Genomic DNA, 12,438 nt, shown 5'->3' with positions numbered 1-12,438 from the left:
ATTCGGTCTTGTTGCCCAGCGGGTCGACCGTCTCTACCAGGTTGCCGCGCTCGTCGTAGTCGCGCAGCCAAAGGCCACCCTCGGCATCGCGGATCTTAATCAGCTGGTCATGGTCGTCGTAGGCGTAATGCAGCGTGCTGTGGTCGGGACGGATGTGCTGCAGCAGGTTGCTGCGCTCATCAAAGCTGTAGCGGTCCTGGCTACCGTCGGGGTGCACGTGGCGGATGATGTTCTTGCGTGCATCACGGAACAGCCATTGCTCGCGGCCATCGGGATGTACGACGCGGTAGGTATAGCCAAGGGCGTCGTAGTAGTACCAGGTTTCCTGGCCGTGGGCGTCGGTGACGTAGGTCAGGCGGATGTTCGGGTCCCACGCCAGACGGGTCTCGAAGCTGCCGTCATCCGCCCATTCATGAATCGCCTTGGCGTGCGGGCCTGTGCCATCCCACTCGAGGTTGAGGCCACGGCCGGTGCGGTCGGTGTAACGGGTGATCAGATGATGCTGATACTCATAGTGCCAGGCGGCACCGTTTTCATCCTGAGCCGCTACCAGGTCACCCGCGCCGTCGTAGTGATAGGCGCACAGTTGGCGCAGCGGCTTGCCATCGACCACCTGCCACACACCCTGGATATGCCCCTGCTCATCCAGCAGGGTGCCCAGTTGCAGGTGCACCTTGCTCGGGTCGTCGTTCTGGTAGGTGTTGATATCGGACAGCACCGGCTGGCCGTTGTGGCGATGCTCGTAATGCAGCATGGCACCGGCACCGCTGCGCAGGCGAATGTGGGTCAGGTAAAAGCGCTCGCCGACCTGGGCATAGGTTTCGAACCGCTCCTGGCCCCGCACCAGGGTCAGCTGCTGTGCACGGGTGCGCTTGAGGGTCAGGTATTCGATGGGGTCGTGGTGCCAGGTGTCGACCTCGAGCCACGGGAAGTCGTGGCTGCGTCCATCGCTGTCATGCAGCACCAGCCTCTTGTCGACCACATCGATGCAGGTGGTGAACTCGGTGATCCAGCGTGCGCCTATGGTGCCGCTATCCAGCGCGTCGAGCCGCGAGTTGTAGACCCGGGTCCAATCCACCGGGAACGGGCCGGACAACGCGAAGTCCTGATGAACGACGGTCTCGTCGCCGAGCACATGGCCGATGCTGTGGCCGGTACAGGGACAGATACCATTCTTGTCGGTATTGGGGGCCTTTTTGGCCCTGACCTGGCGGCTGACCACCTCGGTCGGGCCTTCACTGTGTATGTGCCGCGCCTGCTGGGTGACCCCGGGGCGAATGCTGGTGGCAACGCCGCGCCTGGCGGGGTGTGCCAGCACGGTTTCCAGCAGGCGGCTCAGCAGCCAGGCAATGCTGTTTTGCATGCCAGGGGCGCCCAGGGCTTCGAGGCGATCCGGCACCGACGCGGCCAACCCGTCGAGCGTGTGCACCAGCGGGCGCAGCAGGCTTTCCAGCGCCTCGCCGAAGTGGCTGGCGACATGGTTGTAGGCCGCCTTGAGGTTGCCCTCGGAGGCATTGGCCAAGGCCGACAGCGCCAGGCGCCAGGCATCAGTGCTCAGCAGCGAGTCGTACAGCGCCGCCTGGGTCATCTGGGTGCGTGACAACTGGTGGCTGGCTGCGGCGTCGAGTTGGCCCCGGGCAGCGGCTTCTATGGCCCTGGCCAGCGTGGTGAACAACAGGCGCGCGGTGTCGGCGGCCTCGCCGAGCATGGCCGGCAACTGGGCCAGCGCCTCGCGTACGTAGTGTTCCAGGGCGCCGCGGATGTTGGCATGCAGGTGGCCGTCGATGATCTCCAGGATCACCGCGCCGATGTTCGCCCCCGGGCGACGGCGCAGGGTCTGGCGGGTCAATTGCAGCACCGGGCGCAGCACCATGCGCGCCTTGGCCAGCCCAGGGGGAAACGGCAAGACGCCGATCAGGTTGATGCCCAGGCTGACCCAGTCGAGCGGGTCGGGGGACGGGCTCTCCAGCAGCGTGAGAATGTCGATCAGTACATCCACACCGGCCAGGGCATTACAGACCACCGGCACATTTTCGCCGGCCTGGCGCAGCAGTTGCAGGTTCACCAGGCCGTAGGTGGCCTCGCGCAGCCAGTGGTCGACAGAGACGGCGGCAGCGCCGAGGTCTTCACTGAGCAGGGTTTCGAGTGGGGCAATCGCAATCTGGATCTCACGCTCGCTGGGCGTGGACCCGGTGGGGGAAGCAGACATCGGGAATAGCCTTCCTAGGCAGGGGCGAAGCGCCCTGGGTGGTCCATGAAGGCAAAGGGTACGAGGGCAAGGAATTCTCAGATATGGAGAAACTTCCTGGAGTTGTGTGGGATGTGTCACATAAAGATGTAGATGCCGCGGATATACACCGGCACCGGCAGGCGGTCGAAGCCGCGCACGAACACCTGCTCGGCGCGACCACCGATGTAGCCCAGGTTGACGCCGGGGGCCCGGGTGAACGTGCTGGCGACAGTTAAGACAGTACTTTTCGTACAGTGCCTAGAGCGCCCCATCCAGCACGTCACCTACTTCCCATTGACTTGCGTTGCCTACCTCCAATGTTTGGAACTTATGTGGCAGGTGCTGACAGCTCGAGCGCTGCATTTATCGTCACTTCAGTTTTCTACAAAGCCAAGCTCCCCATTGCGCGGCTATGTGCGTTTCCGATCTGGCATCTCGCCCACATACCAGTGGCCTCCATTGGGGAAGTCCAACGTCACAGACTGTTTGGACAACACTGGCCTCTGTCTATACTTTGTCTTGTAGGCGGGTTGCTCCGTAGGATTGTCTGAGTTGAGCCATTTCTTAATGGAAGCGTCGGTAGAATTCAGCTCAATCAGACAGAAGTCAAAATCTGAATTATTTGTCAATTTGAATAGAAGATTTTTTGGATCTTCAGGTGGCGCAGTTAAGGAATCGGCGGTCGTCGCTATAAACCTTCCGCCGGGGTAGAGAACGAAGTCATAAATGGTTTGGGGCGAATTCAATGGGGATTTTGTACCCGTGGTGGGGTCGTTGAATTTTTGGTAGTGAAAATAATTGATCTTACCCTCCATTTCGTTTTGGAGTTGTACGCTGTAGGATGTTGCGCTGGAGATTTTTGCACTCATGATCGATGCTCCCAGGATAGCCACGCGGCTTTGTGTTCCTAGATAGTTTGCTACGTCATTTTGCTTGTCACAACTGTCAACTTTGCCAGTTGCATCGAGCCGATCCAGCCTTGCTGCCTTAGCAATAATGCACAAGCATCCGGCTCCCGCTTCATGGGGGGTGCGCATACAGGTGTAGAGCGTGTAGAAGCCCCGCGCCCAACCCGCTAACCTTGCGAGCTCGCAGGCAATCCAGCGAACGGTCCTCGCGCACTGCTACTGCGCCACCCGAACATCAGATGGCAGCTCCACTCAAAAAGGGAGGGTGTTGCAACGGCAATCACCCTCCTCTGTTCAACGCATGCACTACTTAAAAATGCTGACGACGCGAGAGCTGAACTAGGGTCACTTGAGTTCTGTACAGCACCCAAGCTCCCCGTTGCGCTGCCAGGGGAAAAGGTCAGTCTTCGTTTTTTGCTTCGCTCACCGCCCATACGCTTCCTTCGATTACCGCCACACTAGTTGACCTTCCTGGACGTAGCAGCCATGCGTACCATTTAGAGGGGTCGCCACGGCGAGGTTCGTAGTCGATCCAGCGCCGTAGTACCCCCCCTGGAAACCGCTTCGGTCCTGTATTCACCCCCCCAACCATTTGGTTGTATCTATCGATTATTAACTCGCGCTGAGATTGAACGTCTTCCTCACTTTCGTCCCCCGGAATGTCCTCCAGCGCGGCTATTACCCAGTCGGGATAAGGGGGCTCACCGTATACGCGGAGCAACCCGACAGGAAAACCTGAATTATTTGTAAATTTGAATCGAAGAAGTTTTGGATCTTCAAGCTGCGTTTGGTAGGACTCGGCGGTCGTCGCTATAAATTTTCCGCCGGGGTAGAGATTGAAGTCATAAGTAGTTTGGGGCGATGTTAATGCGGATTTTGTACCCGAGGCGGGGTCGCCGAACTTTTGGTAGTGGAAATAATTGATCTTACCTTCCATTTCGTTTTGGAGTTGTACGCTGAAGGATGTTGCACTCATGATCGATGCTCCCAGGAAAGGCACTCGGCTATGTGCTCCTGGATAGCTTGCTACGTCATTTTGCTTGTCACAACTGTCAACTTTGCCAGTTGCATCGAGCGGATCCAGCCTTGCTGCCTGAGCAATAATGCACAAGCATCCGGCTCCCGCTTCATGGGGGGTGCGCATACCGCTGTAGAACGCCTTGAATCCCCACCCCAACCCCGCTAATCTTGCGACGTCGCTGTCAATCCAGCGACCGGGCGTCGCGGCCCGCTAATGCAAAAGGCGCAACTGCGCCACCTGAACATCAGATGGCGGTTCCACTCAAAAAGGGAGCTGCACAATGGTCAAAACCGTCTCCAATCCCCCGCTTACTACTCAACCCCGCAAACGCATCTACACCGCCTTCGGCTGTTGCAACGGCAATCACCCGCCCCTGTTTTCAGTCTGCGAAGGCATCGAACTGGAAGACGCCCTGGTTCACCTGTCGCTCCAGATCCAATGCGCCAAGGACACCACCGCCCAAGCCTGCGAACGCGCCGACGAGCAGTTCAAGACGCTGCTGATCGCCGCACAGCAATCGCTGGAAATGAGCACCGTACTGATCGACACCGTGCTGGACGGCATGGAAGCAAACGCGACACCCGAGTAACGACGCAACACACGGGCCGCACACGCGGCCTACCGAGCTCGCTCCGCCCACCAAAACCCCACCTGCCCCCCAACATCACGCACTCTCCCCTTGCTGTCCACGGCCCACTGGCACTAGGATGCGACAAATTCTCAAATGCACCTGGCTATCATGCTGAGGTTTTCCGTGTCGTCGCCATCCACTTCCCGCACCCCTCATGCCGATGTTCGTGCGCTGTACATCAACCATCACGCCTGGTTGCTGGGCTGGTTGCGCAAGCGCATGCGCCACGGCGACCACGCGGCGGACCTGGCCCACGACATCTTCGTGCACATCCTCGGCAAGCCGGAGCAGCTGCAGCAGTTGCGTCAGCCGCGTGCCTGGTTGAGCACCGTGGCCCACGGGCTGCTGGTGGATCGCGTGCGCCGCCAGCGGGTCGAGCGGGCGTATCTGGAGGCCATCGCACACCTGCCCGAAGCCGAGGTGCCGTCGCCCGAGTCGCAGCTGATACTGCTGGAAACCCTGGCCCGTGTGGACGCCGTGCTCAACGGCCTGCCGCCCAAGGTGCGCATGGCCTTTCTGCTGTCGCGCCTGGAGGGCCTGAGCTACAAGGAGATCGCCGAGCGCCTGGCGGTAAGCCTGAGTTCGGTGGAGAAGTACATGGCCAGCGCCATTCGCCATTGCTACCTGGCCCAGCGATGAGCCGCCCGCCATTGCCCGAACTGCCCGACAACGTGCTGGACCAGGCCATCGGCTGGCTGGTGCGCATCGAGTCCGACGGCGCCAACCCGCAACTGCTGGAGGCCTGCCAACGCTGGCGTCAGGCGCACGCGCTGCATGAGGTGGCCTGGCAAGCGCTGCAGAAAAGCGATGCCACCTTCCAGGGCCTGGCCGCACTGCCCGGCTCGGTGGCGCGGGACACCCTGCAACGCCTGCAAGGCGGTCGTCACAGCCGGCGCCAGGCGCTCAAGCTGCTGGGCGTGGGGCTGCTGGCCAGCGGCGTTACCGGCTGGTCGATGCGTGACAGCACGCTGGTGCCCTGGGGCGCGGACTACGCCACCGAGGTGGGCGAGCGCCGTCAGTTTTTGCTGGACGACGGCACCCGCCTGCAACTGAACACAGCCAGTGCAGTGGACGTGCAGTTCACCGCCCAGCGCCGGTTGATCGTGCTGCGGCGCGGCGAAATCTTTATCGACACCGGCAAGGACGCCGCCACGGCGGGCGGGCGTCGCAGCTTCTGGGTCAGCACGCGGCATGCGCAGTTGCAGGCCATCGGTACGGCCTTTGCGGTGCGTGATGAAGCCAGCGGCACGCGGTTGCGGGTCGAGGATGGGGTGGTGGCGATTCAGGGCAAGGGCCAGCCGGTGATGGTTGCCGCCGGGGAGCAATACCTGATCGATGCAATCGGCAGCCAGCGGTTCGAAACCAGCACACTCGACGCCAGCGCCTGGGCGCGCGGGCAACTGGTGGCCAAGCGCATGCAACTGCGCGAGCTGACCGCAGAATTGGCGCGCTATCGCCACGGCTGGCTGCGCTGCGACCCGGCCATCGCGCACCTGGAGGTGTCGGGCGTGTTCCAGCTCGATGACATCGACCAGGCCCTCAGCGCCCTGAGCGATTCGCTGCCGGTGCGGGTGGAACGCTTTACCCCGTTATGGACCCGTATCGTCGCCCGGTAAGGCTGATGAGAAGAAATCTCAAAAACTTTTACGGGTTTTGCCGCCCTCTTCGACAGACAGGCAATACACCTCGTCATTCGAAAGGAGCACGCCGTCCATGTCTTCTGCTTTTATCCCCACCCGGCCTTTGCAGCGCAGCGTGCTGGCACTGACCCTGCGCAGTATGTTGCTGGCCGGTGCCACCAGCGTGTCGCTGGCCAGTGCGGCCGCGCAGGCCGCCGAGGCAAGCAGCCGCCACTACGAGCTGGCGGCCGGCCCGCTGGAAGAGTCGCTCAACAGCTTTGCCCAGGTGGCCGGCATCAGCCTGCCGTTCGACCCGGCGCTGGTGCAGGGCAAGCGCGCCCCGGCACTGCGTGGGGACTATGCCGTGCAGGATGGCCTCGAACGCCTGCTGGCCGGCAGCGGCCTCACGGTTACCCGCACCGCCAGCGGCAATTACCTGCTGATTGCCCGTAGCCAAAGCGCAGATGCCCTGGAACTGGGCGCCACCACCATCAGCGGCCTGGGCCTGGGCTCGACCACCGAGCACAGCGGTTCGTACACCACCGGCGCCATGCAGACCGCCACCAAGCTGCCGCTGTCGCTGCGCGAAACACCGCAGTCGGTCACGGTGATTACCCGCCAGCGCATGGACGACCAGGGCATGCGCAGCCTCGACGACGTGGTGCAGGCCACGCCCGGGCTGCGCCTGTCGGCCGCGCGCCCGGCCAACAGCGAGTTCTTCGCCCGCGGCTTCCCCATCACCAACCTGATGTTCGACGGCCTGCCCACCACCTACAACGCCGACTGGGTGGCCACCGCCGACCTGGCCCCCTATGACCGCGTCGAAGTGGTGCGCGGCGCCACCGGCATGATGCAAGGGGCCGGCAACCCGTCGGCCGCCATCAACATGGTGCGCAAGCGCCCTACCCAGGCGTTCCAGGCCAGCGTGACCGGCAGCGCCGGCAGCTGGGACAACTACCGCAGCGAGCTGGATGTGTCCGGCCCGCTGAACGACAGCGCCAGCGTGCGTGGCCGCATCGTCGGCGCGTACAACGACAAGGGCAGCTATCAGGATTACGCCGGGCGCGAGCGCGGGGTGTTCTACGGCATCAGCGAGTTCGACCTCACCGACAGCACCACCCTGACCGTGGGCGCGTCCGACCAGAACGACAATAACAACATCAACTGGGGCGGCCTGCCGGTGAACTCCGATGGCAGCCACATGGGCTTTTCTCGCTCCAAGACCTTCGGCTACAGCTGGTCGCACCAGGACGTCGAGAACAAGACGGTGTTCGTCGAGCTCGACCAGCGCTTCGACAACGACTGGCGCCTTCACCTGGGCGCGTCGAAAAACTGGTCCGAATTCAAGATGATGGGCGGCGTGCTGGAGCGCAACAACGACGCCACCTACCGCCAGCGCATCTTCAACCAGAACCGCGACTTCGATCAGTCCACCTACGATGTCTACGCCACAGGCCCGTTCACACTGCTGGGGCGCGAGCATGAACTGGTGGTCGGCGCCAGCAAGCGCCAGCTCAAGACCGAAGCCACCGGTGGCACGGTGTTCGTCGATGTGCCGGACATCAACCGCTTCAACCCGGGTGGCCTTGCCAGACCGAACGTGCCGGACATCTACTCCATCGACGACAAGGTCGATCAGGAAGGCCTCTACCTCACCACGCGCTGGAACCTGGCCGACCCGCTGAAGGTGATACTCGGTGCGCGCCTGGACTGGTACGACGCCACGGCCATCTATGACCAGATCAACGACCAGTACTACACCTCGGGCAAGACCAAGGTGGTGCGCAACGTCACCCGTTATGCCGGGGTTATCTATGACCTGGACGACAACCATTCGGTGTATGCCAGCTACACCGATATCTTTCAGCCGCAGACCGAGAAGGACGGCCAAGGCAAAGGCATCGAGCCTATTACCGGCGAAAACTACGAAGTGGGTATCAAGGGTGAGTATTTTGGCGGCGCGCTGAATGCCAGTGCTTCGCTGTTCCAGATCGACCAGCTCAACCGCGCGGCCGAGGTGGCGGACGCAAGCCTGTGCAAGGTCATCCCGGTGGGTAGCTACGGGTGCTATGAAGCGGCTGGCAAGGTGCGCAGCCAGGGCATCGAGTTCGAGATCAATGGTGCGCTGACGCCCAACTGGCAAGTGGGCGCCGGCTATACGTTCGCCCAGGCCAAGTACGAGAAGGATGCCGACAAGGCCAAGGAAGGCCGGCTGTTCGACACCGACCTGCCGCGTCATATGTTCAAGGCCAGTACCACGTACCAGTTGCAGGGTGATCTGAAGCAGTGGCGTGTGGGGGCCAACCTCTATAGCCAGAGCGCGACCTTCAACAAGGGCAGCAATGTGTTCGGCAACTACCATGTCGAGCAGGAGGCGTATGCGCTGGTCGGGTTGATGGCGGGTTACCAGGTCAACAAGCATCTGGACACGCAGTTGAACATCAACAACGTGTTCGACAAGAAGTACTACCAGGGCATCGCCAGCAACTCCACGTGGAGCCCATATGACGTGTTTGGCGACCCGCGCAACTTGATGGTTACGGCGAAGTACAGCTTCTGATGATGCGCCGGGGTCAGCGTGATTGCCGGCATATGCAGATTGACTGATGCACCGTGCATTCAGGCGCTGCGACCGCTTCGCGCTCGATTCGCGGGTCAAGCCCGCTCCCACGCCCTGCGGGCAGAAGCGGATTATGCATGGCTCGATGATCTGTTTCGGGCCGCCAGGCCGTAGGAGCGGGCCTTGCCCCGCGATCTGGTGCGCAGCGCCAGCAAAACCTGCACATGCGGTTTGCCTGACACACCGCGCACTCAGGCGTTGCGACCGCTTCGCGCTCGTTCGCCGGCAACGCCGGCTCCTACGCCCTGCGGGCAGACTCCGCCTCTGGCCGCCAGGCCGTGGAAGCGGGCCTTGCCCCGCGATCTGGTGCGCAGCGCCAGTAAAACCTGCACATGCGGTTCGCCTGATACACCGCGCACTCAGGCGTTGCGACCGCTTCGCGCTCGTTCGCGGGTCAAGCCCGCTCCCACGCCCTGCGGGCAGAAGCGGATTATGCATGGCTCGATGATCTGTTTCGGGCCGCCAGGCCGTAGGAGCGGGCCTCGCCCCGCGATCTGGCGCGCAGCGCCAGCAAAACCTGCACATGCAGTTCGCGTGATACACCGTGCATGTAGGCCTCGGGCAGACTCCGCCTCTGGCCGCCAGGCCGTGGGAGCGGGCCTTGCCCCGCGATCTGGTGCGTAGCGCCAGCAAAACCTGCACATGCGGTTCGCCTGATACACCGCGAACTCAGGCGTTGCGACCGCTTCGCGCTCGTTCGCCGGCAACGCCGGCTCCTACGCCCTTCGGGCAGATGCTGCTTCTGGCCGCCAGGCCGTGGGAGCGGACTTGACCCGCGATCTGGCGCGCAGCGCCAGCAAAACCTGCACATGCGGTTCGCCTGGCACACCGCGCACTCAGGCCTTGCGACCGCTTCGCGCTCGTTCGCCGGTAACGCCGGCTCCTACACCCTGCGCAGACTCCGCTTCTGGCCGCCAGGCCGTGGGAGCGGGCCTTGCCCCGCGATCTGGTGCGTAGCGCCAGTAAAACCTGCACATGCAGTTCGCCTGATACACCGCGCACTCAGGCGTTGCGACCGCTTCGCGCTCGTTCGCCGGCAACGCCGGCTCCTACGCCCTGCGGGCAGACTCCGCCTCTGGCCGCCAGGCCGTAGGAGCGGGCCTTGACCCGCGATCTGGTGCGCAGCGCCAGTAAAACCTGCACACGCGGTCTGCCTGATACACCGCGCACTCAGGCGTTGCGACCGCTTCGCGCTCGTTCGCCGGCAACGCCGGCTCCTACGGCCTGCGGGCAGACTCCGCTTCTGGCCGCCAGGCAGTGGGAGCGGGCTTGACCCGCGATCTGGCGCGCAGCGCCAGCAAAACCTGCACATGCAGTTCGCGTGATACACCGTGCATGTAGGCCTCGGGCAGACTCCGCCTCTGACCGCCAGGCCGTAGGAGCGGGCCTTGCCCGCGATCTGCCGCGCAGCGCCAGCAAAGCCTGCGAACGCGCCCTCAAAGCCCCCCACGCACAACGCTCACGCTTGCAGCGCAACCTTTAGTAAACTCGCCCCACCGGCAATACCGGCAAGGCTCTGCAGAACACCTGCAACCTCCCCGCCATCGCACCGCTTTCAAGCATCTACAGGCCCAGCAGAACCATGAACCGCCAAAAGAAGATCAAGCAGATACTCAAGGCCAACGCCAAGAAGGCCAGCGCCAAGCTGGCCCCCAAAAGCAAACCCAAATACATCTGCAAGGCCGACCGACTGAAGCTGGCTACAGAAGCCGCCGAAACCCCGACCCCCGCCGCCGAAGGCTGAGCCACACCTGTCACGCAGCGCCCGCCTGCTGCGTTATCCACTCGATGAACGCCTGCACTTGCGCCCGCTTCAAGGCCTCTTTGCGCGTTACCAGGTAGTACGCAAATCGCGACGGCCACGGCCTGTCCAGCGCCACCACCAGCCTGCCGTTGTGCAGATCTTCCTGGGCATGGTTGTCCTGCACCAGGGCAATGCCCTGCCCGCTCGCCGCCGCGCGCAGCAGCAACAGGTCTTCATCGTAACTGGCACCGCGCTGGCTACGGCTGTCAGCCTCCACGCCATGCGCTTGCAGCCACAGCGGCCAATCCGCTCGCTCAGTGTCGTGCAGCAACGGGTAGTTCAGGCAATCCTGCGGGCTGTTGATCGGCGGCCCCTCGGCCAGCAGCCGAGGGCTGGCCACCGGTAGCAGCACCGGCGCCATCAGCGGGATCGACTCCAGCCCCGGGTACTGGCCCAGGCCATGGCGCAGCGCAATGTCGATGCGCTCGCGCTGAAAGTCCACCAGCCTTGCCGACGCCTCCACCCGCACTTCGATGTCAGGATGCCGGGCACTGAAGTCACCCAGGCGCGGCACCAGCCAGGTGGACGCGAACGACGGCACGGTGCTGATGGTAAGCGTTTGCTCGTGGGTGAACGACTCAAGTTCGAGCAGCGCGTTCTCGATCTGCCCAAAGCCCCGCGACAACCCGGGGAAAAGACGTGCGCCGGCATCGCTGAGCTGCACCCCATGCCGCCCCCGTAGCAGCAGCGTGACGCCCAGACGGTCTTCCAGCTGGCGGATCTGCTGGCTGATGGCGCCGGGGGTGACGCCCATGTGCTCGGCCGCCGCCTTGAGGCTGCCCAGCCGTGCAGCTTCGGTAAAGGCGCGCAGCGCCAGCAAGGGTAGAACGGCGCCCATGGCGTATTCCTTGGTTTAGAAAATCTAAAGTCAAAGCGCAGGACTAATCGTTTTAGTCCCAGGCAATCACTCACTAGCATGGCACCCACACCACGCAACAAGCATTAGTCTGCCTGAGGTATGTGCCCTGTGTCCGATCCTGACCTGATTCTCTACACCGACAGTTCGCCAAACGGCTTCAAGATCACCATCGCCCTGGAAGAAATGGGCCTGCCCTACAGCCTGCGCCATGTGCGCATCGATGAGGGCGAGCACCAGCGGCCCGAGTTTCTTGCGCTCAACCCGCACGGTCGCATTCCGGTGCTGATCGACCGCGCCACCGGCATCACCCTGTTCGAGTCCGCCGCCATCCTGCTGTACCTGGCGGACAAGAGCGGCCAGTTGCTTGGCCACGACGCCCCCGAGCGCTGGGCATGCATCACCTGGCTGATGTTTCACAGCGCCAGCATGGGGCCGTTGCTGGGCCAGCGCGTGCACTTCGAATGCTTCGACAGCGTGCCCAACCCTGCCGCCATCCAGCGCTACAGGACCCTCACCGAAGCCACCTTCGTCACCCTCGATCAGCACCTGGCAAACCAGCCGTGGCTGGGTGGCGCCACCTATTCGATTGCAGACATCGCCACCTTCGCCTGGCTGCATATCGCGCAGCTGGTGGGCTTCGACTTCAGCCAGCAGCCCTGGTTGAGCCAATGGTACGCGCAGGTAGAGCAGCGCCCTGCGGTGCAACGCGGCATTCGCCTGCCCGCCCCTGCCACCGGCCCATGAAC

At 62.9% G+C, this 12,438-nt stretch carries 11 protein-coding genes; 6 read left to right on the top strand and 5 right to left on the bottom strand.

Annotated features, from left to right (window positions below):
* The 4 genes from QMX96_RS22125 to QMX96_RS22110 all read right to left on the bottom strand — a co-directional run.
* Positions 1 to 2,209, bottom strand: a 2,209-nt coding sequence (locus QMX96_RS22125; RefSeq protein ID WP_282362421.1) for a DUF6531 domain-containing protein, incomplete at its 3' end; no start/stop codon positions are given.
* A 116-nt stretch (positions 2,210 to 2,325) separates the two neighbouring features.
* On the bottom strand, positions 2,326 to 2,502 hold the full coding sequence (locus QMX96_RS22120) for a hypothetical protein (RefSeq protein ID WP_282362420.1): 177 nt from the start codon (positions 2,500 to 2,502) through the stop codon (positions 2,326 to 2,328).
* A 138-nt stretch (positions 2,503 to 2,640) separates the two neighbouring features.
* Positions 2,641 to 3,234, bottom strand: coding sequence for a hypothetical protein (locus tag QMX96_RS22115; protein ID WP_157811443.1), 594 nt, complete (start codon positions 3,232 to 3,234; stop codon positions 2,641 to 2,643).
* Between the two features lie 304 nt (positions 3,235 to 3,538).
* Positions 3,539 to 4,114 carry a hypothetical protein gene (locus tag QMX96_RS22110; protein WP_278929728.1) on the bottom strand — a complete coding sequence of 192 codons (576 nt, stop codon included), beginning with the start codon at positions 4,112 to 4,114 and terminating at the stop codon, positions 3,539 to 3,541.
* Between the two features lie 325 nt (positions 4,115 to 4,439).
* On the opposite strand from QMX96_RS22110, the gene QMX96_RS22105 reads away from it, so the two are divergent.
* The 5 genes from QMX96_RS22105 (at position 4,440) to QMX96_RS22085 (ending at position 10,773) form a co-directional block, all read left to right on the top strand.
* Entirely contained in the window at positions 4,440 to 4,748 is a 309-nt protein-coding gene (locus QMX96_RS22105; RefSeq protein ID WP_100634002.1) for a DUF3077 domain-containing protein, read from the top strand.
* A gap of 165 nt (positions 4,749 to 4,913) precedes the next feature.
* Positions 4,914 to 5,429 carry a sigma-70 family RNA polymerase sigma factor gene (locus tag QMX96_RS22100; protein WP_282362419.1) on the top strand — a complete coding sequence of 172 codons (516 nt, stop codon included), beginning with the start codon at positions 4,914 to 4,916 and terminating at the stop codon, positions 5,427 to 5,429.
* A complete protein-coding gene (locus tag QMX96_RS22095; RefSeq protein ID WP_100634000.1) occupies positions 5,426 to 6,406 on the top strand; it encodes a FecR family protein in 981 nt (326 codons plus the stop codon). The genes QMX96_RS22100 and QMX96_RS22095 overlap by 4 nt, the downstream gene beginning before the upstream one ends.
* A gap of 97 nt (positions 6,407 to 6,503) precedes the next feature.
* A complete protein-coding gene (locus QMX96_RS22090) occupies positions 6,504 to 8,969 on the top strand; it encodes a TonB-dependent siderophore receptor (RefSeq protein WP_282362418.1) in 2,466 nt (821 codons plus the stop codon).
* A 1,642-nt stretch (positions 8,970 to 10,611) separates the two neighbouring features.
* Positions 10,612 to 10,773 (top strand): DUF2986 domain-containing protein, encoded by a 162-nt coding sequence (locus QMX96_RS22085; RefSeq protein WP_258658944.1) that lies wholly within the window; start codon positions 10,612 to 10,614, stop codon positions 10,771 to 10,773.
* Positions 10,774 to 10,783: 10 nt separating this feature from the next.
* On the opposite strand, the gene gcvA is transcribed toward QMX96_RS22085, so the two are convergent.
* On the bottom strand, positions 10,784 to 11,671 hold the full coding sequence (gene gcvA / locus QMX96_RS22080; protein ID WP_100633997.1) for a transcriptional regulator GcvA: 888 nt from the start codon (positions 11,669 to 11,671) through the stop codon (positions 10,784 to 10,786).
* 129 nt (positions 11,672 to 11,800) lie between these two features.
* Here gcvA and QMX96_RS22075 point away from each other — a divergent pair, with 129 nt between their 5' ends.
* Positions 11,801 to 12,436, top strand: a complete 636-nt coding sequence (locus QMX96_RS22075) for a glutathione S-transferase family protein (RefSeq protein WP_235384162.1) — start codon at positions 11,801 to 11,803, stop codon at positions 12,434 to 12,436.
* Positions 12,437 to 12,438: the final 2 nt, after the last annotated feature.

It is taken from the genome of Pseudomonas sp. PS01300 (assembly GCF_029960155.1).
GTDB lineage: Bacteria > Pseudomonadota > Gammaproteobacteria > Pseudomonadales > Pseudomonadaceae > Aquipseudomonas > Aquipseudomonas palmensis.
The sequence above is the reverse complement of the archived record's forward strand: the minus strand, read 5'-3'. Positions and strand labels throughout refer to the sequence as shown.